We start from the raw sequence: 21063 nt of genomic DNA on the forward strand, positions 1-21063 counted from the left end.
CGAGTTTACCCTCGACCGGCGTCGTCCACGGACGCGGCGCCCGCGTCCCGACCGGATGCGCCGGGCCGACGTCGCGAGGCGCCGAGCAGCGAGGCCGGCGTCAGCATGGCCGACCCGAACTTGGCCCGGAGGGCGTCCATGGTCGATTCCGCCTCGCGCCAGTCGGCGTCGTCGTCCCACAGGCCGAGCGAGTCGCCGCCCGTCCCCTCGCTGAGCTGTTCGACGCGCACGCCGACGAGCCGGATGCGTTCGTGCTGCTTGCCCGTGGCCTCGTACAACGAGACGACCTCGTCGTAGATGCGGCGACCGAGGTCGGTCGGATCGGCGAGCGTGCGTGATCGCGTGATGGTCACGAAGTCGGTCGTCCTCAGCTTGAGCACGACCGTGCGACCACTGACACCGGCGGCCCGCAGGCGGGTGCCGACCTTGTCGCTCAGGCGGAGGAGTTCGCGCCGGACGACGACCGGGTCGACGACGTCGGTGCCGAAGGTGTTCTCGTTGCCGACGCTCTTCTCGGCCGTCTCGGTGTGGACGCTGCGCGGGTCGCGGCCCCACGCCAGGTCGTGCAGCTTCGCGCCGGCAGCCGGCCCGACCGCATGGACGAGCATGTCGAGGGGGGCGGCGGCGACGTCACCGACCGTTCGCAGGCCGCGGTCGAGCAGCACCTGCTCGGTCTTGCCGCCCACGCCCCAGAGGGCGCTGATCGGCCGAGGATGCAGGAAGGCCAGGGTGTGGCGGTGCGGTACGAGCAGGAGCCCGTCGGGCTTGGCGACGCTCGAGGCGAGCTTGGCGACGAACTTGGTGGACGCGGCACCGATGCTGCAATGCAGGCCGGTCTCGGCGTGCACCCGTCGACGCAGCGCCGTCGCGATCTCGAACGGGGAGCCCATGAGGCGGATCGATCCGCTGACGTCCAGGAACGCCTCGTCGATGCCGAGGCGCTCGACCAGCGGCGTGACGTCGTCGAACATCGACATGACGCGCGAGGACCAGTGCTGGTACTTCTCGAAGTGCGGTTCGAGGACGATCGCCTGCGGGCAGCGACGCAACGCGATCGCCATGGGCATCGCCGAGTTGACCCCGTACTTGCGTGCCTCGTAGGTGGCGGCCGTGACGACCGATCGGTCGGAGCGGTGCCCGATGACCACGGGTCGGCCCCGCAACTCGGGGTGGTCGAGCAGTTCGACGGAGGCGAAGAAGGCGTCCATGTCGACGTGGAAGATCGGCGCGGTCGCGTCGTCGGTCGGCACCGTGGTGACGAGCCGCCCGCTGCCGTCTTGTTTGCTCACCGGAGCATCCTCACATGCGCCACCGACATCGGCGTCGCCCGGGCCGCGGCGCCCTGGGTCGCCCCGGAGAACGACCCCGTCAGGACCCCGGTCCGAGCAGCGCGGCGGCGATCGTGGCGTGCGCCGAGTCGGTGCTCGACGGGTGGAAGCGACCGGCGAGGACGTCGCGCTGCAGGCGTCCGAGTTCGGAGGACGACTGGTACGACGAGCCCCCGGCGACGGTGACCGCCTGCTCGACCACCGCGCGGGCCGTCTCGGTGGCGCGCGTCTTGAGCCCGACCACGAGCCTCGGCCAGTCGGCCCCGTGGTCGACGAGCGCGTCGACGTCCCGGGCGACCTGGTCCACCTGGGGTTCGAGCCCGTCGACCGCCAGTCCCGCGTCGGCGACGCGCCACCGGACGACCGGGTCGAGTGCCCGGGCCGCTCCCCCGGCGCGCCGCGAGGTCGTCCCGAGTGCGGACTCGACGGCGAGCTCGAGGGCCCGGCGGGCGATGCCCCGGTACACGGCGGCGACGGTCGTCTCGAACACGGCGAAGACGGCGAAGAGGAACGGGTCGGCGCTCGGGCCCACGGGCAGTCGACGGACGATGCGCGAGGCGGGAACCTCGACCCCGGTGAGTCGGGTCGTGTGGCTCTGTGTCGCGCGCATGCCGATCGTGTCCCAGTCCTCGAGCGAGGCGTGGCCCGGCTGGTCGCGGTGCACGAACCCGTGGACGAGGGTCGACGAGTCCGGGTCGGAGTCGTCCCGTCCGAAGACGCCGAGGCGCGTCCAGACCGGCGAGAGCGAGGTGGAGACCTTCGTGCCGGTGAACCGGTAGCCGCCGTCGCCCGTGGGTTCGGCCGAGGTCGTCGAGTCGGACAGGACGAGGTCGTTGCCGGGCTCGCTCACCCCGAAGGCGAAGACCTCGTCGTGCGCGGCGTCCTCGAGGACGAGGTCGAGCGAGTCGTCGCCCCGGGCCTGCAGCACGGCCGCGCACCCGGTCCAGACCAGGTGCATGTTGACCGCCAGCGCGGTCGCCGGGGCCGCGGTCGCGAGGCGCGACTGCAGGGACGCGACCTGCTCGAGTCCGAGACCCGCGCCTCCTCGGTCGGTCGGGACGAAGGCCCGCAGGTAGCCGCGCTCGCGCAGCTCGGCCAGGTCGTCGTGGGGGAACGTGTTCTCGTGGTCGTGGCGCGCGGCCCTCCCCCGGAAGCGTTCGAGCAGCCCGTCGGGCAGCAGCTCGTCGGGCGACCAGGAGGCGCGGGTCGGGTCGGACGCGGAGGCGGGCTTCGGTGCGGGCACGCGTCGAGAGTAGTTTGGTCGCATGAGTCAGCAACACCCGTGGTCCCGTTACGTCGCCCTCGGCGACTCGTTCACCGAGGGGATCGGCGACCCCGAGGAGCGCTCCCCCGGGGGCCACCGGGGGTGGGCCGACCGCGTCGCCGAGGTGCTCGGCTCCTCGACCGAGGACTTCGCCTACGCGAACCTCGCCGTCCGGGGACGGCTTCTGAAGCAGATCGACGACGAGCAGTCCGAGGCCGCTCTCGCCCTGCGACCCGACCTCATCTCGGTCTCGGCCGGGGGCAACGACATCATCCGCCCCGGCACCGACCCGGACGAGGTCGCCGCGCGCTTCGAGGGGCTGGTCGAACGGCTGCGGTCCGACGGCGCCACGGTCGTGGTCTTCACCGGGCCCGACATCGGCCTCACCCCCGTCCTCGGTCGCCTCCGCGGCAAGGTGGCGATCTACAACGAACACGTCCACGCCATCGCGTTGCGGCACGACGCCGTGGTGGCGGATATGTGGGCGTTGCGGCAGCTCGTCGACCCACGGATGTGGGCACCCGACCGGCTGCACTTCAGCCCTCTCGGCCACCACACGATCGCACGGATGGTCCTGCAGGCCCTCGCGGTCGAGAACGACCTCGCCCCCTACTCGCCCGAGCCGCTCGAGCGTCGACCGTGGCGCAGCGCCCGGGCCGACGACATGGGCTGGGCCCGCGAGTACCTCGTGCCCTGGGTCGTGCGCCGCATCCGGCACCAGTCGTCGGGCGACTTCGTCCAGGCCAAGCGGCCGGACGCCGTCACGATGGTCTACCGCGACGACGTCTGATCGGTCGGCGTCCGAGCGGTCACGGTGAGAACGGTCGCAGTCCGAGCGGTCGCGTCAGAGCACCTCGTCGGGGTGCGTCAGCCGCCACCACGCCCCGGGCTCGCCGATGGTCGAGTCGAGCTCGAGGGGCACGACGTGCCGTTCTCCGTCGACGGTGAAGGTGACGTCACCGACGCGGGTGCCGGCCGGGGCCGCCCCCACGTCGTCGGTCTCGACCGAGGCCTTGACGGTCTCGTCGCCCCAGACGAGCACGCTGGCGTCCTCCGCGGCGACTGCGCGGGCGGCGTCGCCCCAGGGCAGGTCGTAGTCGGCGAAGGCGTCGCCGCGGGTGGTCAGCGTGACGGTCCGGAAACGATCGGCCACGCTGGCGAGCAGGGCCTGGACGTCACGGTCCAGCTGGTCGTGGTCCACTCCACCGAGCATGGCGCCCACGACCGTGACCTGCTGCCCCCCGATCGTGTAGTCGGCCGCGAACAACAGGCAGGCCCCGGCCTCGTCGAGGGTGCCCGTCTTGATGCCGACGACGCCGTCCAGCCCGAGCAGTTCGTTACTGTTGCTGATCTCGCCGATGCCGGGCACGGTCGTCGTCGTCGTGCCGACCGTGCGGGCGACGTCGGGGTCGGCCAGGGCCAGCCGGCCGAGTTCGATCAGGTCGGTCGAGGTGCTCGTGTTCTGGGGTGACAGCCCCGTCGGCTCGACGAGCGTGGTCGAGGTGAGGCCGTGGTCGGCGAGCCAGGACGCCGCGGCGTCGACGAACGCCTGGTCGCTGCCGAACGCCCACCGGGCCAGCACCTCGGCGTAGTTGTTCGCCGACTCGATCAGCATCACCTCGAGGACCTGGCGTTCGGTGAGGGCCTGACCGGCCGCCATCGGCGCCACCTTGCCGTTCTGCGCCCGGTACGCGTCGACCAGGGCCGCCTCGGCCGGGCCGAAGGTCAGGGTCGGGCCGTCGCCGCCGTCGAGCGGCTTCTCGTCGAGGACGACGAGGGCCGTGACCACCTTGCTGATGCTCGCGATGGGGCGGGGCCGTTCGTCGCCGCTCGTCGTCAGGCTGTCGTCCCAGCCGATCGCCTCGACCGCCGTCGCGCCGTACGCGGGGAAGGTCAGGTCGGGGCTCGCCTCGGCCGGTGCGGTGTAGGCGGCGACGTCCGCCGCGGCGGGCGCCAGCGGGCTGAGCAGCGCGAGGGGGACGTACCCGCCGACGGCGACGACCAGGGCGAGCAGCGCGATCACGCCCACGCGCCTCCGGACGACACCCGGGCGACGTCGCCCGTCGACGCCGGTCACGCGACCGCCTCCGACCCGCCCGTCGGCACGCGGAGTGCCCAGAGGGCCACGGCCGAGGCGGCGGCCACGTTGAGGCTGTCGACGCCGTGCAGCATCGGGATGGTGACGACGGTGTCGGCGGCCTGCAGGGCGGCGCGGCTGAGCCCGTCACCCTCGGTGCCGAGCAGCAGGGCGACGCGGTCCGGAGGCGCGGCCGCGTAGGCGTCGAGGGTCACCGCGTCGTCGCTCAGCGCCAGGGCGGCCACCTCGAACCCCGCCTCGCGCAGCAGCCCGGCTCCGGCCGGCCACTCGGGGAGGCGCGTCCACGGAACCTGCAGGACGGTGCCCATGCTGACGCGGACGCTGCGACGGTACAGCGGGTCGGCGCAGCGCGGGGTGATCAGCACGGCGTCCGCCCCCAGGCCCGCGACGGCCCGGAAGATGGCGCCCACGTTCGTGTGGTCGACGATGTCCTCGAGCACGACGACGCGCCGGGCGCCGTCGAGCACCGACCCGACCGAGGGCAGCTCGGGACGGTGCATGGCGGCGAGGGCCCCACGGTGCAGGTGGTAGCCGGTGAGGGTCTCGAGCAGGGCCGCGTCGCCGACGAAGATCTCGCCCTCGTGGTCGGCCACGAGGGGCTCGATGTCGGGCAGCCAGCGGTCGGTCATCAGCACCGACCGGGGCACGTGGCCCGCCCGCAGCGCCCGCTCGATGACCTTGGTGGACTCGGCGATGTAGAGCCCGCCCTCGGGCTCGGACACGCGCCGCAGGGCGACGTCGGTGAGCCGGTTGTAGTCGGCGAGGGCCTCGTGGTCGAGGTCGGTGATGCGGGTGACGTGCACGGTGCTCCACGGGGGACGGCCCCGGCGGACGGGCGACCGCTGGAATCGATTCGGAGGGGGACGCGTTTAGGCTAGCGTCACCGCACCCGAAGGAGTCCCACCCGTGTCGAACGCCCCCGCGGTCCCCACCGACGAGCAGGCCCTCGAGGCCGCGGTCGAGGCCCTCCGCGGGCGCCGGGTGGCCGTGCTCACCGGGGCCGGGGTCAGCACCGACTCGGGCATCCCCGACTACCGGGGCGCAGGTGCTCCCCCGCGCAACCCGATGACCTTCCAGCAGTTCCTCTCGAGCGAGGGCTACCGCAAGCGCTACTGGGCCGGCAGCCACCTCGGCTGGAAGTCCTTCCGCGCGGCCGGGCCCAACGAGGGGCACCGGGCGCTGGCCCGGCTCGAGGCCGCCGGCGTGACGAACGGCGTGATCACCCAGAACGTCGACAACCTGCACGTCCGCGCCGGGTCGCGCCGGGTGGTCGACCTGCACGGCACCGTCGACCGCGTGGTCTGCCTCACCTGCGGCCAGGCGTTCGCCCGCGACATGGTCGCGGCGCGCCTCGCGGCCGAGAACCCGTGGATCGACGAGCCCGACCAGGTGCGACTCGCCCCGGACGGCGACGTCGAGGTGCACGACATCGACGCGTTCGTCGTGCCGACCTGCACGGTCTGCGGTGGCCTGCTCAAGCCCGACGTCGTGTTCTTCGGCGAGTTCGTGCCCACCGAGCGATTCGCCGAGGCGCGGTCGATGGTCGTCGGTGCCGAGGCGCTCCTCGTCGCTGGCTCGTCGCTGGTCGTCAACAGCGGCATCCGCCTGCTCGACCAGGCCACGCGCCGCAAACTGCCCGTGGTCGTCCTGAACCGGGGCGTCACCAAGGGCGACTCGCGGGCCACGGTTAAGCTGGACGCCGGCACGTCGGAGACCCTGGCGGCCTTGGCCGAGCACCTGGTCGCGTGACCTCCGGGGCCGTGCCCACCGGAGGAACGATGACGCTCTTGTACCTGGTCCGCCACGGCGAGACCGACTGGAACCGCGCACGACGCATCCAGGGCTCCACCGACATCCCCCTGAACGACCTCGGTCGGTCGCAGGCCCGAGAGGCGGGCGACCTGCTCGCGCGTCGTCGGTTCGACGCCGTCGTCGCCAGCCCTCTCTCGCGGGCGGCCGAGACCGGGTCGATCATCGCCGAGCGCCTGGGCCTGACCGCGCCCGAGCTCGTCCCCGAGGTCGCCGAGCGACGCTACGGCGACGCCGAGGGCCTGACCGGCGAACAGGTCGAGGCACGGTTCCCCACGGGCACCCCGGTGCCCGGTCGCGAGAGCCGCGGGGCCCTCGTCGCGCGGGTGCTGCCCGCCCTCGCCGCGATCGCCGCCCGGTACGGCGACGGCGCGTCCGTGGTCGTCGCGACGCACGGCGCGGTCATCCGGGCGGTGGTGAACCACGTCTCCCCCGACACCGACGCGCACCTCGGCGTGCCCATCCGCAACGGGTCCATCCACTCGTTCGAGTTCGTGGGCGACGCCTTGACGCTGCGGGAGTTCGACGACCCGATCGAGGTCGAGTCCGAACGACCCGGCACCTATGCCTTCGAGTACCAGAACGCCCTCGAGCGCGACGCGGCCGACCCGGCCTGAGTCCCCTGCCCGAGCTGCTGGCCGGTCAGCGTCCCCAGCGCCGACGCCGGTGGCTGCCCGTCGCGGCGACGTCGGCCAGCAGACGCAGCAGCACGTCTGCCGAGTCACGCCAATCGAACCGGGCGGCCTGGTCGACCGACGCGGCCGAGCGCGCCTCCCACTCCCCCTCGAGCCGGCGAACGGCGGCGGCGATCGACGCGGGCGACGACGGGTCGAAGTAGAGCGCCGCGTCGCCGCCGATCTCGCGGAAGATCGGGATGTCGCTGACCACCGCGGGCGTGCCGAGCGCCATGCCCTCGACGAGTGGGATGCCGAACCCCTCGGCGCGCGAGGCCGTCACGACGGCGGTCGCACCGAGCAGGGTCTCGCGGTACTCGTCGTCGCTCGCGCCGTCGTGGAAGACCAGCGCCCCGGCGGGTGCCAGGGCCGTCAAGGAGGCGCGCTCGGCCTCGGACACCCGGCTCATCAGGTGCAGTCGGTACCCGTCGAGCAACGGCAGTGCCCTGGCCAGCGCGGTCACGTTCTTGTACGGCATGAACGACCCCATGTAGACGAGGTCGCGCCGTGCGGGTGCGCTGCGCGGCTCGACCGCGCCGACCGGATCGGCCGCGTTGTACACCACCGTCACGGGACGCCGCGTCAGCCGGTGGCGTCGCATCTCGTCACGTGTCGTGCGGCTCACCGTGACGACCGCGTCGGCCCGGTTCAGCAGCACCCTCTGCGGCCACCAGGCCAGGTGGTACAGCCGCCACAGCAGCTTGATGGGCAGGGCGAACTCGGGCGGTGGCGTGCGGTTCGTGTAGTAGATCAGGTCGTGCAGGGTCAGCACGAGCGGGTACCGGCGCCCTGCCGAGCCCATGGTCTGCATGGGCGACCAGACGACGTCGGGGCGCAGTCGGTTCACCTGCCGGGCCACGAGGGGTTCGAGGACGCTCGTGGGCGCGCTGACGAGCAGGTGCGGCTGGTCGGGCAGCTTGTCGAGCTGGCGTGGATCGCTGACGAGCATCGTCACCTCGTGGCGCTCGGCCAGGGCCGACACGACGCCGGCGCTGAACCGGCTGATGCCGTCGTGGCGTCCGACGCGGACGTACCGGCAGTCGACGACGACCCTCATCGGACGAACGCCTCGATCGCGGCGGCGGCCTGGCGCGGCTTCTCGTAGTGGATCAGGTGGCCGACCCCCTCGATGACGTCGAGCGTCGCGTCGGGGAAGAGCGCCTGCAGCCGGTGCTGCGCCGGCAGGGCCGTGATGTCGTCGCGGTCGGCGGCGATCAGCAGGGTGGGCACGGTGACGCGGGCGGCGTACGTGCTCACGTCGCTCGAGACCGAGGCGCGGAACGCGTCGAGCACCACGCGACGGTCCGAGAACCGCGAGAAGAAGCTGTCGTGCTGGTCGTGGATCCACCGGCGCAGGGCCCGGTCGTGCGTCTTGACCATCGCGAGGCTCGTGATCCGCGTGACGGCGGCGTTCTGAAGCACCTGCTGCCCGGCGCGCTCGGGCAGGGCGGCGCCGGCCCAGTAGTAGAAGACGGCCAGGCGGGTCACCACGCCGCGCGGGCCCTGCAGGGCGGGGGCGGCGATCGGGTTGACCAGGATCAACCGGGAGGCGCGGAGTCCGTCGGCCACCGCGGCCGACGTGACGATCGAGCCGAACGAGTGTCCCAGCACCACGACGTCGTCACCGAGCGAGAGGGTCGCCACGAACGCGGTCAGCCAGCGTGCGTACGCCGCGACGCTGTGCTCTCCGTCCAACGGGTTCGACTCGCCGAAGCCCGGCAGGTCGGGCATGACCACCCGCACGTGGTCGAGGTGCGCCACGACGGGTTCGAGACCGTGGTGGTCGCCCCGGAAGCCGTGCACCGCGACGACGGTGACCCGCGCCTCCTGCCCCTCGGGCGGTTCGTACGTCCAGTAGCGGGTGAGGCTGCCGGCGACCTCGACGGCGTCGTCGCGCACCGGTCGGGCGTCGAGGCGGGCACGGTACGGCGACTTCACGCGCGGGGGTCGGACGATCACGGGCCCGAGTCTACGAGCGACGCGCTGGGCGGAGTGCGCGCCCCGGGGCGCGCGCCCGTAGGGTGGGCGGGTGAGCTTCACTGCCCCGATCCAGCAGCCCGGACTGACCCTCGACCCCAACTGGCACCGCCGGGCGGTGTTCTACGAGGTGATGGTGCGGTCGTTCGTCGACAGCAACGGCGACGGGGCGGGCGACCTGCAAGGTCTGCTCACCCGCCTGGACTACCTGCAGTGGCTCGGCGTCGACGCCCTCTGGCTGCCGCCGTTCTTCCAGTCGCCCCTGCGCGACGGCGGCTACGACATCCAGGACTACAAGGCGATCCTGCCCGAGTTCGGCACGCTCGACGAGTTCCGCGACCTCGTGACCAAGTCGCACGAGCGCAACATGCGCATCGTCATCGACATGGTGCTGAACCACACGAGCGACCAGCACGAGTGGTTCCAGCAGAGCCGCGAAGACCCCGAGGGTCCCTACGGCGACTTCTACGTCTGGCGCGACACCGACGACGAGTACTCGAACATCCGCGTCATCTTCGTCGACACCGAAGAGTCCAACTGGACGTTCGACCCGGTGCGCCGTCAGTTCTTCTTCCACCGCTTCTTCTCGCACCAGCCCGACCTCAACTTCGAGAACCCCGCCGTCCAAGAGGCCGTGTTCGACGTCGTCCGGCACTGGCTGTCGATGGGCGTCGACGGCCTCCGGCTCGACGCGATCCCCTACCTGTTCGAGACCGAAGAGGGAAACGGCGAGGGCGAGCCGGCCACGCACGACCTGATCAAGCGCCTGCGCGCGATGGTCGACGAAGAGTTCCCCGGACGCGTGCTGATCGCCGAGGCCAACCAGTGGCCGGCCGAGACGGCGGCGTTCTTCGGCACCGAGGACGAGCCCGAGTGCCACATGGCCTTCGACTTCCCGGTCATGCCCCGCATCTTCTACTCGCTCCGCGCCCAGAGCGCCGACGAGCTCAAGCGCATCCTCTCCGAGACCACCGAGGTTCCGCCGGGGGCCGCGTGGGCCGTCTTCCTCCGCAACCACGACGAGCTCACCCTCGAGATGGTCAGCGAGGAGTACCGGCAGGCGATGTACGGCTGGTACGCCTACGACCCGCGCATGCGGTCCAACATCGGCATCCGCCGCCGTCTGGCCCCGCTGCTCGACAACTCGCGCGCCGAACTCGAACTCGTGCACGCGCTGCTGTTCTCGCTGCCCGGCAGCCCGTTCCTCTACTACGGCGACGAGATCGGCATGGGCGACAACATCTGGCTGCCGGACCGCGACTCGTCCCGCACGCCCATGCAGTGGACGCCCGACCGCAATGCCGGCTTCTCGACCGCCGACCCGGGCAAGCTCTTCCTGCCGGTCGTCCAGTCGCTCGTCTACAACTACAACCTGGTGAACGTCGAGAGTCAGCTGGCCCAGTCACGGTCGCTGCTGCACTGGGTGCGCAACGTCATCCACGTGCGCAAGGCCCACCCGACGTTCGGCCTCGGCACCCTCGAGGTGCTCGAGACCAACCAGGAGTCCGTCCTGTCGTTCGTCCGCTCGTACGAGGGGGCCGGGACGCAGTTCGGCGACTCGGCCGAGGACATCCTCTGCGTGTTCTCGTTCGGTCACAACCCGACCTCGGTCGACATCGTGGCCCCGCAGTTCGCCGGGCGCACGTTGTTCGACCTGTTCGGTGGTGCGCAGTTCCCCTCGTTCGACGACGAGGGGAAGGTCACGCTGACCCTCGGGACGCAGGCGTTCTTTTGGTTGCACGTCGGCGACGTGCCCGCTGCGGCGGCACCCGCTGTCGGTGGCGCCTCCTAAACTCGCAGGGTGACTGACACGGAGACGACCGGCACCGCTCCCGACCTCGCGGCCGTGGGCGAGCCGCCGGCCGCCTGGTGGCAGGCGCTCGGCGTCTTCGACCTCGAGACCACCGGCATCGACGTCGAGACGGCCCGCATCGTGACCGCCCACGTCGGCCTGATCGACGCCACCGGGGCCACCGTCGCGCACGGCGAGTGGCTGGCGGACCCGGGCGTCGAGATCCCCGAGCAGGCCAGTGCCGTGCACGGCATCTCCACCGAGCGGGCCCGCGCCGAGGGGCGTCCGGCCGCCGAGGTCGTGGCCGAGATCGTCGCGGCCATCCGGGCCGTCTTCGCCCGTGGCGTGCCGTTGGTCGTCTACAACGCGCCGTACGACCTCACCCTGCTCGACCGCGAGGCCCGTCGTCACGGCGTCGAGCCGTTGGGCGAGGTCGGCGAGATCGGTTGCGTCGTCGACCCCCTCGTCATCGACAAGGCCGTCGACACCTACCGCAAGGGCAAGCGCACCCTCGAGGCCGCCGCCGCGGTCTACGGTGTGTCGCTCGACGACGCGCACGATGCCGGGGCCGACGCGATCGCCGCAGGTCGCGTGGCCCAGGCCATGGCGAAGCGGTACCCCGACCGGCTCGACGTGCCCGTCACCGAGCTGCACGACCTCCAGGTCGGCTGGTGCTCGACCCAGGCCGAGAGCTTCCAGCAGTACATGCGCCGTGCGAAAGACCCCACCTTCACGGCGCACGGCGACTGGCCGCACCGCCCGCTGCCGTTCGCCTGAGCGGGGTCGTGCCCCGCGCCTCCTCGGGCCTTCCGGGCCGTCCGTGCCCTCCAGGTGGCCTGACGTCGCGTCCCTACCTGAGGTGTGTCGCCCGGGGACGCGAAAGAGGCGGCCCACCGAAGTGGACCGCCTCTGACAGGGCAGTTGGCCGAGGCCTACTTGCCGAAGTTCTTGTAGCGCGAGTTGAACTTCTCGACGCGACCGGCCGAGTCGAGGATGCGCTGCTTGCCCGTGTAGAACGGGTGCGACTCGGACGAGATCTCGACGTCGATGACCGGGTAGGTCTCACCGTCGAGCTCGATGGTCTTGTCGCTCGTCGTGGTGGAGCGCGTGAGGAACGTGGCGCCCGACGCGAGGTCCCGGAAGACGATCTGCTTGTACTCGGGGTGGATGTCGGTCTTCATGATTGTCCTAGGTCTAGCGAACGAGTGATGATGGTGAGTTCAGGAGGCACGCGCAGCGACGCTGCGGACCAGCTGTCAACGATACCAGACCGACGGCCCGGATCGTAGGAGGCGCGGGTCAGCCGGCTGCGCGGGCCGAGTACCGGCCCCCGTCGGACTCGACGCGCAGCTCGACGCCGAAGGTGGCGCCGAGGGTCTCGGCCGTGATGACCTCGTCGAGCGGACCGGCCGCGACGACGGAGCCGTGGTCGAGCAGCAGGGCGTGCGTGAAGCCCCGGGGGATCTCTTCGACGTGGTGGGTCACCATGACGATCGCCGGAGCGCCCTCGGACGAGGCGTAGCCCGACAGCATCTGCAGCAGCTCTTCGCGGGCGCCCAGGTCGAGGCTCGCGGCCGGCTCGTCGAGCAGAAGCAGTTCGGGGTCGGTCATGACCGAGCGGGCGATCTGGACGCGCTTCTGCTCGCCGTCGCTCAGTTCGCCGAACGTGCGGTCCGAGAGGTGGTCGAGCTTCCACTCGTCGAGCACGCGGTGCGCCCGACGGACGTCGACGCCCTCGTACTCTTCGTTCCAGCGTCCGGTGACCGAGTAGGCGGCCGTCAGGACGACGTCGACCACCTTCTCTTTGGCGGGGATGCGACGGGCGATGGCCGTCGAGGCGAAGCCGATGCGCGGCCGCAGGTCGAACAGGTCCACCGAGCCGAGGTCGGAGCCGAGGATGCTGGCCTCGCCCGAGGAGGGGTGACTCTGCGCGGCGGCCACCTGGAGCAGGCTGGTCTTGCCGGCACCGTTGGGCCCGAGCACGACCCAGCGCTCGTCGGAGTCGACCGTCCAGGTCAGCTTGTCGACGACGGCGGTGCCGCCTCGGACGATCGAGACATCGGTCAGCTGCAGGACGGTAGGCATGCTGCTCAGCCTAGTTGAGCAGGCCCTCGTAGATCCCCAGGGTCTGCTCGGCGATCCGTGACCACGAGAACTCTTCTTCGGCCCGCATGCGGCCGGCCCGGCCCATGAGGCGCGCGAGGGCCGGGTCGGAGACGACCTCGGTGAGGGTGGCAGCCAGGTCGGCGACGAAGCGGTCGGGGTCGACCGGGGTTCCGGTGCCGTCCTGCACCTGCTCGAGGGGCACGATGCGACCGGTCAGGCCGTCCGCGACGACCTCGGGGATGCCGCCCGTGTCGGACCCCACGACGGGCACGCCGCAGGCCATCGCCTCGAGGTTGACGATGCCCAGGGGCTCGTAGACCGACGGGCAGACGAAGGTCGTGGCCTGACTCAGCACCGCGCTCAGCTGGTGCCGTGGCAGCACGGTGTCGATCCAGACGACCCCGGTGCGCTCCTCTTGCAGCTCGCGGACCAGGCCCGTGACCTCGGCCATGATCTCGGGGGTGTCGGGCGCACCGGCGCACAGCACGAGTTGGACATCGGCGGGCAGCAGCTTCGCCGCGCGCAGCAGGTACGGGAGACCCTTCTGGCGGGTGATGCGACCGACGAAGACCACCGACGGTCGGTCGGGGTCGATGCCCAGGCCCCGGACCAGCTCGGCGTCGTCGACGCGCTGCCACCCCTCCAGGTCGATGCCGTTGTACACGACCTGGACCTTCGACTCGTCGATCGACGGGTAGGAGCGCAGGATGTCGCGGCGCATGCCGTCGCTGACGGCGATCACGCGATCGGCGGTCTCGTAGGCCTGGCGCTCGATCCAGCTCGAGACGCGGTAGCCGCCTCCGAGCTGTTCGGCCTTCCAGGGGCGGAGCGGCTCGAGGCTGTGGGCCGTCAGGACGTGCGGGACGCCGTGCAGCATCTGGGCCAGCTGGCCGGCCGCGTTCGCGTACCAGGTGTGGCTGTGGACGACGTCGGCTCCGGCGACGTCCTGGGCCATGGTGACGTCCACGCCGAGGGTGCGCAGGGTCGCGTTCGCCTGATCGAGCTGGGGCAGGTCGGGGTACCCGGTCGTGTCGGGTTCGGGGTCGACCTCGCCGAACGCCCGCACCTGCACCTCGACGCCCTGACGCAGGGCCTTAACGAGTTCGACGACGTGGACGCCCGCGCCCCCGTAGACGTTGGGCGGGTATTCCTTGGTGATGACATCGACTCGCACGTGGTTCACCGTAGTCGTGCGACCGCGAATCGTGCCATTCTGGCCCCATGGCATCAAAGAAGATCTTCGGCATCGTCCTGGCTGGTGGCGAGGGCAAGCGCCTGATGCCGCTGACCGCAGACCGCGCGAAACCCGCTGTCCCGTTCGGTGGCAACTACCGTCTCATCGACTTCGCCCTGTCGAACCTGATCAACTCGGGTCTGCGGCAGATCGTCGTGTTGACCCAGTACAAGTCGCACAGCCTCGACCGCCACGTCTCGCAGACCTGGAGCATCGAGGGCCTGCTCGGCGCGTACGTCGCCTCGGTCCCGGCCCAGCAGCGGCTCGGCAAGCGCTGGTTCGCCGGCAGCGCCGACGCCATCTTGCAGAGCCTCAACCTGCTGCGTGACGAGAAACCCGACATCGTCGTCGTGGTGGGTGCCGACCACGTCTACCGCATGGACTTCTCCCAAATGATCGAGGCGCACATCGCCTCGGGCGCCGGGGTCACCGTGGCCGCGATCCGTCAGCCCATCTCCCTCGCCGACCAGTTCGGCGTCATCGAGGTCGATTCCGACGACCCGACCCGCATCGGCCGGTTCCTCGAGAAGCCGACGGACGCCACGGGCCTACCGGACTCCCCCGACGAGATCCTGGCGTCCATGGGCAACTACGTCTTCGACGCGGACGTCCTGATCGACGCCGTGCTGCGCGACGGCGAGAAGCCCGACTCGAACCACGACATGGGCGGCGACATCGTCCCCGACTTCGTCTCCCGTGGTGACGCGGCCGTCTACGACCTCAACCGCAACGAGGTGCCCGGGTCGACCGAGCGCGACCGGTACTACTGGCGCGACGTCGGCACCATCGACTCGTTCTACGACGCGCACCGTGACCTGATCTCGGCGTTGCCGATCTTCAACCTCTACAACACCGACTGGCCGATCTTCAGCCAGCAGCTCAACTCGCCGCCCGCGAAGTTCGTCCGCGACGGCCACGGCAACCTCGGCACGACGATCGACTCGATCGTGTCGCTGGGCTCGCTGCTGTCGGGTGCGCACGTGGAACGCAGTGTCCTGGGCCCCTGGTGCACCCTCGACAGCGGGTCGCGGGTCGTCGACTCGGTGGTCTTCGAGCGGGCGCACGTCGGCCCGAACGCCGTCGTCAACCGGGCGATCCTCGACAAGGACGTCGTCATCGCGGCCGGGGCCTCCGTCGGAGTCGATCCCGAGGCCGACCGGGCCCGCGGCTTCACCGTCACGCCATCCGGAATCACGGTGGTCGGCAAGGGAGTCCGGGTCGACCAGTAGTCGTACCAGGTCACACGAGCGACGCGGTGCGTCGGCGGCCCTAGGCTGTCGACGTGCCGCGTTTCCTCATCGTCCTCGACGTCGACTCCACCCTGATCGAGGACGAGGTGATCGAGCTGCTGGCCGACGCCGCCGGTTCGCGAGAACGCGTCGAGGACGTCACGTCCCGGGCGATGGCGGGTGAGCTCGACTTCGCCACGAGCCTCGCCGAGCGCGTCGCGACCCTCGAGGGGTTGCCCGAGTCCGTCTTCGCCGAGGTGCGTTCGCGCCTCACGCCGACCCGCGGCGTCCGTGAACTCCTCGACGGCGTCCACGCCGCAGGTGGCCTCGTCGGCGTCGTGTCGGGCGGGTTCCACGAGACCCTCGACCCGCTGGCCGACGACCTGGGCCTGGACTTCCGCCGGGCCAACCGCCTCGAGGTGCGGGACGGCCGGCTGACCGGACGGGTCTCCGGCCCCGTGATCGACGCGCACGCCAAGGCCGCCGCCCTGCGGCGATGGGCCGAGGAGGCGCGGGTCGGCCTCGCGCAGACCGTCGCCGTCGGCGACGGGGCCAACGATCTCGAGATGATGGCGGTCGCGGGACTCTCTGTCGCGTTCAACGCCAAGCCGCGGGTCCGCGAGCGAGCCGACGTGGTCGTCGGGACGAACGACCTCTCCCAGCTGCTGCCCCTGCTCGGACTGCGCGGCTGACCCGCGGCAGGAGGCGGGCATCCCTCGAGGGGACGACCGGCGCCTCCTGCGTGGTCGGACCTAGTGGCCCATGCCGAGGCCGCCGTCGACCGGGATCACGGCCCCCGAGATGTAGGCGGCGTCGTCACCGGCGAGCCACGTGATCGTCTTGGCGACCTCTGCCGTGGTGCCGTACCGGCCGGCGGGGATGCTCTTCTTGTACTCGGCCTGCTGCGCCTCGGGCAGGACGGCGGTCATGTCGGTCTCGACGAAGCCCGGTGCCACCACGTTGGCGGTGATGCCGCGGGCCCCGAGCTCGCGGGTCAGCGAACGGGCGAAGCCGACCAGGCCCGCCTTCGAGGCGGCGTAGTTGGCCTGACCCGGGCCGCCGTAGAGGCCGACGACGCTCGACACGAGGACGATTCGTCCGAAGCGGGCCTTGAGCATGCCCTTGGAGGCCCGCTTGACGACGCGGAAGGCGCCGCCGAGGTTGGTGTCGACGACCGAGGTGAAGTCGTCCTCGGTCATGCGCATGAGCAGACCGTCCTTCGTGATGCCGGCGTTGGCGACGACGACCTCGACCGGCCCGAGCTCGGCCTCGACGGTGCTGAAGGCCGCGTCGATCGACGCGGCGTCGGTGACGTCGGCGACGACGGTGAGCGTGCCCTCGGGGCCCTGCCCACTGCGGGCCGTGACGGCGACGCGGTGACCCTGGGCGACGAACTCCTCGGCGATGGCGAAGCCGATGCCTCGGTTGCCGCCGGTGACGAGGACGGTGCGGGGCGTGGTCATGGGTTGTCTCCTCGTGAGCGATCTCGACGGTGGCCGCGAGGTCGCGGCGCGGATCGGCGAACCTGTGATCGGCAGGCCGCCGACCAGCCTACTGTCGGACCCGGGTCTTAGGATCGAAGCGCTCCCCCGGGCGTCTCGTCCCCGAGATCCGTCCGGCACCCGTCCGTGGTGCGTCCGCCCTCTTCCCGACATCGAGGTGTGCCCCGTGAAGGCCTCGAACACGATCACGTCCCTCCCGCCCTCCCCCACCGACGACCGGCACTCCCGCATGGTCAAGTACCTGGTGGCGATGGGCATCAGGTTGGTCTGCATCGCCCTCTGCTTCGTCTTCCCCCTCGGCTGGTGGACCCTGCTGCCCGTCATCGGCGCCGTCGTCATCCCCTACATCGCCGTCGTCTTCGCGAACGTGGGCCACGAGGCGGGCGACGCGGTCGAGAGTCCCGGCGGCATCGAGCTCTACCGCGAGCCGCAGGCGCCGTTCAGGCCGACCGTGGTCGACGGCGACGCAGGTCCTGCCGGCCCCGCCGCCTCGGCCGACGACGCGCCCGGCGAGGCGGATCACGATCGGCGCAGCGCCTGATGCTCGGCCTCGATCCCGTCGGCGTGCAGTGCTCTCGCGCCTCGTGTCGAGCCGAGGCACGGCATAATGTCCACTGGCGCAACCCCAAGATCCACGGCATCGACCGGGTCAAGGTGTGGTCGGCATGCGACGAGCACGTCGACTTCCTGCGCGATTTCCTCGAGGCACGTGACTTCCCGGTCGTCGTGACGGGGGTGTCAGAGGTCGTCGAACAGGTCGGAACGGAGGCGCGGTGACGAACATCCGCTTCGCCCTCTCGCGCAGATGGCTGGGCTACCTCGCCGTCGCCGTCGTCTTCGCGATCATCTGCGTGTTCCTCGCCCACTGGCAGTGGTCGCGGCACGACGAGAAGCTCGCGGTCGTGCACCAACTCGAGCAGACCTACGACGCCGACCCGATCCCCTTGCAGCAGGCGTTGCCCGAGCTGTCCTCCTACGACGCCGCTCAAGAGTGGCAGCCGGTCGAGATGACCGGGCGCTACCTCACCGACGACGAGTTGCTCGTGCGCAACCGCCCGCTCAACGGGCAGCCCGGCTTCGAGGTCCTCGTGCCGTTCCGCACCACGCAGGGCGAGATCTTCGTCGTCGACCGTGGCTGGGTGCCGACCGGCAACGCCCAGGACTCCCCAGACGTCGTGCCCGCGCCTCCTTCGGGCGACGTCACGGTAGTCGCACGCCTGAAACCGGGTGAACCGGCGCTGGGCGACCGGACGGGCGTTCCCGGGACGAACCAGATCGCGACCATCCAACTCAGCGAGGTCGAGTCCCGCGTCGGGCAGCCCGTCTACTCGAGTGCCTACGGTCTCGTCGTCAGCGAGAGCCCCGCGCCGGCCACGGCACCCGTCCCGTCCTCGAAGCCCGAGATCGACACCGGCCTGAACCTGTCGTACTTCGTCCAGTGGTTGATGTTCGCGGTCGGAGCCTTCGGATTCCTGTTCTACGTCTTCCGACAGGAGTACCGCAACCAGAACGCCGACGACGACGAACTCGTCGAGCGTGAGGCCGAACGGCAGCGTCGTCGCGACGCCCGGCCCCGCCACGACAACGACGTCGAGGACGAGATCCTCGACGGCGCGCGCCGCTGACCACAGCGCGGGCCGCGGCGGCGAACCTGGTCACGCCGGGGTGATCACGCCAGGTTGATGAGGTCGGAGTAGTCCGGGGTCCAGTGGTCCTCGGTGCCCTCGGGCATGATCAGCACACGCTCGGGGTTCAAGGCCTCGACGGCACCCTCGTCGTGGCTCACCAGGACGACGGCGCCCTCGTAGTTGCTCAGGGCGTCGAGGATCTCTAGGCGGCTCGCGGGGTCGAGGTTGTTGGTGGGCTCGTCGAGCAGCAGGACGTTCGCCCCCGAGACGACGATCATCGCCAGAGCCAGTCGTGTCTTCTCGCCGCCGGACAGCACCCCGGCCGGCTTGGCCGAGTCGTCGCCCGTGAAGAGGAACGAGCCCAACACCCGCCGCGCCTCCATCTCGGTGATGTTCGGCGAGGACGACACCATGTTCTCGAGCACGCTGCGCTTGACGTCGATGGTCTCGTGCTCTTGGGCGTAGTAGCCGACCCGCAGCCCGTGACCCGGCTCGAGCTGCCCCGTGTCGGGAGCGTCGACCCCGGCGAGGATGCGCAACAGGGTCGTCTTGCCGGCACCGTTCAGACCCAGGATGACGACCTTCGAGCCACGGTCGATGGCGAGGTCGACGGCGGTGAAGATCTCGAGGGAACCGTAGCTCTTCGACAGGTTCGAGGCCATGAGGGGCGTCTTGCCGCACGCCACCGGCGTCGGGAAGCGCAGCTTGGCCACGCGGTCGACCGCGCGGACCTCGTCGAGGCCCGAGAGGAGCTTCTCGGCTCGTGCCACCATCTGGTGGGCCGCTGCGGCCTTCGACGCCTTCGCACCGAACCGGGCCGCCTGCTTCTGCAGCGCAGAGGCCTGCTTCTCGGCGTTCGAGCGCTCTTTCTTGCGGCGCTCCTCGTCGGCGGCACGCTGCCGCTGGTAGTTGCGCCACCCCATGTTGTAGACGTCGATGGCCTGGCGGTTGGCGTCGAGGTAGAAGACGCGGTTGACGACCTCCTCGACGAGCTCGATGTCGTGGCTGATGACGATGACGCCGCCCTGGTAGGTCTTCAGGTACTCGCGGAGCCAGACGACGGAGTCGGCGTCGAGGTGGTTCGTGGGCTCGTCGAGGATCATCGTGTCGGCGGCCGAGAACAGGATGCGGGCCAGCTCGATGCGTCGGCGCTGACCACCCGACAACGTCGACAGGGGCTGGTCGAGGATGCGGTCCGGCAGGCTGAGGTTGCTCGCGATGGACGCGGCCTCGGCCTCGGCCGCGTACCCGCCGAGGGCGTTGAACTGGTCGTCGAGATCGCCGTAGCGCTTCATGGCGCGGGCGGCGACGTCGGGATCGGGGTCGCCCATGGCGAGGGTGGCTTCCTGGATGCCGAGCAGCAGCTGGCCGAGACCCCGGGCGTCGAGGATGCGCGTCCGGGCGAGGTCTTCGGGGTTGCCGCTGCGAGGGTCCTGCGGGAGGTAGCCGATCTCACCGGAGCGCTCGATCTTGCCGCCCGTCGGGAGGGTCTCGCCGGCCAGCGTCTTGGTCATGGTCGTCTTGCCGGCGCCGTTGCGGCCGACGAGGCCGATCTTGTCGCCCCGGTCGACCCGGAACGAGACGTCGGCCATGAGGAGGCGCGCGCCGACGCGGATCTCGAGATCGTGCACGGAGAGCACAGCAGATGTCCAATCGATTGGTGAGGAGTCCACAACGGGGCCCGGAAGGGGGCCGCCCATAGGATGGGGACGTCGTGTGGAGAGGGTCGCAGCACTGCGCTGCCGACCAGCCGCTCGGCCGATCAACCTACCCATTCTAGGAGTCCCCATGACGAACACTGCCGCATCGACCTCACGGCCGGTCCTCGCCGACCGTCTGGTGGCCCGGGGCGCCGCCACCGACGTGGCCCTCGTCCTCGGTGGGGTCGCCGTCGTCTCGGCCCTCGCGCAGGTGCAGGTGCCGCTCTGGCCGGTGCCCGTCACGGGACAGACGCTCGGTGTGATGCTCGTCGGCGCCTCCCTCGGCGCCCGTCGCGGCGCGCTCTCCTTGGCCACCTACCTGGTGCTGGGCGTCGCCGGACTGCCGATCTTCGCCGAGTTCTCGGGCGGCCCCCTCAGCGTCCTCAAGCCGAGCTTCGGCTTCGTGATCGGATTCGTCGTGGCGGCGGCCGTCATCGGCTGGCTGTCCGAGCGGGACTGGGACAAGAAGTGGTGGCGCTCGGCGGCCGCCTTCTTCCTGGCGAGCCTCATCCCCTTCGCCGTGGGTCTTCCCTATCTGGCGGTCGTGCTCGGTTCGTTGGGTCTGCCGAACGATCTGCCGAGCGTCCTCGCGGCCGGCCTGTACCCCTTCATCGTCGGCGGCATCGCCAAGTGGCTGATCGCGGCGGCGGCCCTGCCCCTCGCCTGGCGTGCGCTGAAGCGCATCGGTGACTAGCGCCTCCTGCTCCCCGGCGTGGTCGTCG

Annotated in this window: 22 protein-coding genes; 11 read left to right on the forward strand and 11 right to left on the reverse strand. The window is 70.9% G+C overall.

Annotation, left to right across the window (positions count from 1 at the left end):
• Positions 1-5 precede the first annotated feature (5 nt).
• Complete coding sequence (gene dinB / locus BIV04_RS00540; RefSeq protein WP_071253322.1) at positions 6-1289, reverse strand: DNA polymerase IV; 1284 nt, start codon at positions 1287-1289, stop codon at positions 6-8.
• 79 nt (positions 1290-1368) lie between these two features.
• Entirely contained in the window at positions 1369-2571 is a 1203-nt protein-coding gene (locus BIV04_RS00545; RefSeq protein WP_071253324.1) for an acyl-CoA dehydrogenase family protein, read from the reverse strand.
• 22 nt (positions 2572-2593) lie between these two features.
• Between BIV04_RS00545 and BIV04_RS00550 the strand changes: the two genes are divergently transcribed.
• On the forward strand, positions 2594-3382 hold the full coding sequence (locus BIV04_RS00550; RefSeq protein ID WP_071253326.1) for an SGNH/GDSL hydrolase family protein: 789 nt from the start codon (positions 2594-2596) through the stop codon (positions 3380-3382).
• Positions 3383-3436: 54 nt separating this feature from the next.
• Here the strand turns inward: BIV04_RS00550 and BIV04_RS00555 are convergent, their stop codons facing one another.
• Together BIV04_RS00555 and BIV04_RS00560 are read right to left on the reverse strand one after the other, a co-directional pair.
• Positions 3437-4669 (reverse strand): D-alanyl-D-alanine carboxypeptidase family protein, encoded by a 1233-nt coding sequence (locus BIV04_RS00555; protein ID WP_143048487.1) that lies wholly within the window; start codon positions 4667-4669, stop codon positions 3437-3439.
• The gene (locus BIV04_RS00560) at positions 4666-5493 is read right to left on the reverse strand and encodes an RNA methyltransferase (protein ID WP_071253330.1); all 828 of its coding nucleotides are present in this window, start codon (positions 5491-5493) and stop codon (positions 4666-4668) included. Before BIV04_RS00560 ends, BIV04_RS00555 begins: the two co-directional genes overlap by 4 nt.
• A gap of 103 nt (positions 5494-5596) precedes the next feature.
• Here BIV04_RS00560 and BIV04_RS00565 point away from each other — a divergent pair, with 103 nt between their 5' ends.
• Both BIV04_RS00565 and BIV04_RS00570 read left to right on the forward strand, forming a co-directional pair.
• Entirely contained in the window at positions 5597-6439 is an 843-nt protein-coding gene (locus BIV04_RS00565; RefSeq protein WP_071253332.1) for an NAD-dependent protein deacetylase, read from the forward strand.
• Positions 6440-6468: 29 nt separating this feature from the next.
• On the forward strand, positions 6469-7116 hold the full coding sequence (locus BIV04_RS00570) for a histidine phosphatase family protein (protein ID WP_071254579.1): 648 nt from the start codon (positions 6469-6471) through the stop codon (positions 7114-7116).
• Positions 7117-7141: 25 nt separating this feature from the next.
• Here the strand turns inward: BIV04_RS00570 and BIV04_RS00575 are convergent, their stop codons facing one another.
• Together BIV04_RS00575 and BIV04_RS00580 are read right to left on the reverse strand one after the other, a co-directional pair.
• A complete protein-coding gene (locus BIV04_RS00575) occupies positions 7142-8230 on the reverse strand; it encodes a glycosyltransferase family 1 protein (protein WP_071253337.1) in 1089 nt (362 codons plus the stop codon).
• Entirely contained in the window at positions 8227-9132 is a 906-nt protein-coding gene (locus tag BIV04_RS00580) for an alpha/beta fold hydrolase (protein WP_255364097.1), read from the reverse strand. Before BIV04_RS00580 ends, BIV04_RS00575 begins: the two co-directional genes overlap by 4 nt.
• Positions 9133-9202: 70 nt before the next feature.
• On the opposite strand from BIV04_RS00580, the gene treS reads away from it, so the two are divergent.
• Together treS and BIV04_RS00590 are read left to right on the forward strand one after the other, a co-directional pair.
• Positions 9203-10942, forward strand: coding sequence for a maltose alpha-D-glucosyltransferase (gene treS / locus BIV04_RS00585; protein ID WP_071253339.1), 1740 nt, complete (start codon positions 9203-9205; stop codon positions 10940-10942).
• Positions 10943-10996: 54 nt separating this feature from the next.
• On the forward strand, positions 10997-11719 hold the full coding sequence (locus BIV04_RS00590; protein WP_052505248.1) for a 3'-5' exonuclease: 723 nt from the start codon (positions 10997-10999) through the stop codon (positions 11717-11719).
• A gap of 155 nt (positions 11720-11874) precedes the next feature.
• On the opposite strand, the gene BIV04_RS00595 is transcribed toward BIV04_RS00590, so the two are convergent.
• From BIV04_RS00595 to glgA, 3 genes are all read right to left on the reverse strand, one after another.
• On the reverse strand, positions 11875-12123 hold the full coding sequence (locus BIV04_RS00595) for a type B 50S ribosomal protein L31 (RefSeq protein WP_043594989.1): 249 nt from the start codon (positions 12121-12123) through the stop codon (positions 11875-11877).
• Positions 12124-12241: 118 nt separating this feature from the next.
• Complete coding sequence (locus BIV04_RS00600) at positions 12242-13027, reverse strand: ABC transporter ATP-binding protein (RefSeq protein ID WP_054146107.1); 786 nt, start codon at positions 13025-13027, stop codon at positions 12242-12244.
• 10 nt (positions 13028-13037) lie between these two features.
• Positions 13038-14222: a glycogen synthase gene (gene glgA, locus BIV04_RS00605; protein WP_054146191.1), complete on the reverse strand. Its 1185-nt coding sequence runs from the start codon at positions 14220-14222 to the stop codon at positions 13038-13040.
• Between the two features lie 47 nt (positions 14223-14269).
• Between glgA and BIV04_RS00610 the strand changes: the two genes are divergently transcribed.
• Positions 14270-15511, forward strand: coding sequence for a glucose-1-phosphate adenylyltransferase (locus BIV04_RS00610; RefSeq protein WP_054146106.1), 1242 nt, complete (start codon positions 14270-14272; stop codon positions 15509-15511).
• Between the two features lie 53 nt (positions 15512-15564).
• The gene (gene serB, locus BIV04_RS00615) at positions 15565-16203 is read left to right on the forward strand and encodes a phosphoserine phosphatase SerB (RefSeq protein ID WP_071253341.1); all 639 of its coding nucleotides are present in this window, start codon (positions 15565-15567) and stop codon (positions 16201-16203) included.
• Positions 16204-16263: 60 nt separating this feature from the next.
• Here the strand turns inward: serB and fabG are convergent, their stop codons facing one another.
• Complete coding sequence (fabG, locus tag BIV04_RS00620) at positions 16264-16974, reverse strand: 3-oxoacyl-ACP reductase FabG (RefSeq protein ID WP_056045191.1); 711 nt, start codon at positions 16972-16974, stop codon at positions 16264-16266.
• Between the two features lie 205 nt (positions 16975-17179).
• On the opposite strand from fabG, the gene BIV04_RS17330 reads away from it, so the two are divergent.
• Genes BIV04_RS17330 through BIV04_RS00635 form a run of 3 tightly spaced genes read left to right on the forward strand, consistent with a single transcriptional unit; the run spans position 17180 to position 18638 of the window.
• Positions 17180-17554 carry a DUF3099 domain-containing protein gene (locus tag BIV04_RS17330; RefSeq protein WP_071253343.1) on the forward strand — a complete coding sequence of 125 codons (375 nt, stop codon included), beginning with the start codon at positions 17180-17182 and terminating at the stop codon, positions 17552-17554.
• On the forward strand, positions 17554-17790 hold the full coding sequence (locus BIV04_RS00630) for a hypothetical protein (RefSeq protein WP_071253345.1): 237 nt from the start codon (positions 17554-17556) through the stop codon (positions 17788-17790). Before BIV04_RS17330 ends, BIV04_RS00630 begins: the two co-directional genes overlap by 1 nt.
• Positions 17787-18638, forward strand: a complete 852-nt coding sequence (locus BIV04_RS00635) for an SURF1 family protein (RefSeq protein ID WP_071253346.1) — start codon at positions 17787-17789, stop codon at positions 18636-18638. Before BIV04_RS00630 ends, BIV04_RS00635 begins: the two co-directional genes overlap by 4 nt.
• A gap of 44 nt (positions 18639-18682) precedes the next feature.
• Here BIV04_RS00635 and BIV04_RS00640 read toward each other — a convergent pair whose 3' ends face one another.
• Positions 18683-20281, reverse strand: a complete 1599-nt coding sequence (locus tag BIV04_RS00640; protein ID WP_043594996.1) for an ABC-F family ATP-binding cassette domain-containing protein — start codon at positions 20279-20281, stop codon at positions 18683-18685.
• A gap of 148 nt (positions 20282-20429) precedes the next feature.
• Between BIV04_RS00640 and BIV04_RS00645 the strand changes: the two genes are divergently transcribed.
• Positions 20430-21035: a biotin transporter BioY gene (locus BIV04_RS00645; RefSeq protein ID WP_056226504.1), complete on the forward strand. Its 606-nt coding sequence runs from the start codon at positions 20430-20432 to the stop codon at positions 21033-21035.
• The last annotated feature ends 28 nt before the right edge of the window (positions 21036-21063 follow it).

The sequence above is a fragment of the Frigoribacterium sp. MCBA15_019 genome (assembly GCF_001864945.1).
GTDB lineage: Bacteria > Actinomycetota > Actinomycetes > Actinomycetales > Microbacteriaceae > Frigoribacterium.

Excerpts from the sequence above, each read along its gene's own strand:
- BIV04_RS00550 (WP_071253326.1), top strand. The coding sequence starts at position 2,594 with ATGAGTCAGCAACACCCGTGGTCCCGTTACGTCGCCCTCGGCGACTCG.
- BIV04_RS00570 (WP_071254579.1), top strand. The coding sequence starts at position 6,469 with ATGACGCTCTTGTACCTGGTCCGCCACGGCGAGACCGACTGGAACCGC.
- BIV04_RS00575 (WP_071253337.1), bottom strand. The coding sequence starts at position 8,230 with ATGAGGGTCGTCGTCGACTGCCGGTACGTCCGCGTCGGACGCCACGAC.
- BIV04_RS00595 (WP_043594989.1), bottom strand. The coding sequence starts at position 12,123 with ATGAAGACCGACATCCACCCCGAGTACAAGCAGATCGTCTTCCGGGAC.
- BIV04_RS00600 (WP_054146107.1), bottom strand. The coding sequence starts at position 13,027 with ATGCCTACCGTCCTGCAGCTGACCGATGTCTCGATCGTCCGAGGCGGC.
- BIV04_RS00610 (WP_054146106.1), top strand. The coding sequence starts at position 14,270 with ATGGCATCAAAGAAGATCTTCGGCATCGTCCTGGCTGGTGGCGAGGGC.
- fabG (WP_056045191.1), bottom strand. The coding sequence starts at position 16,974 with ATGACCACGCCCCGCACCGTCCTCGTCACCGGCGGCAACCGAGGCATC.
- BIV04_RS00630 (WP_071253345.1), top strand. The coding sequence starts at position 17,554 with ATGCTCGGCCTCGATCCCGTCGGCGTGCAGTGCTCTCGCGCCTCGTGT.
- BIV04_RS00645 (WP_056226504.1), top strand. The coding sequence starts at position 20,430 with ATGACGAACACTGCCGCATCGACCTCACGGCCGGTCCTCGCCGACCGT.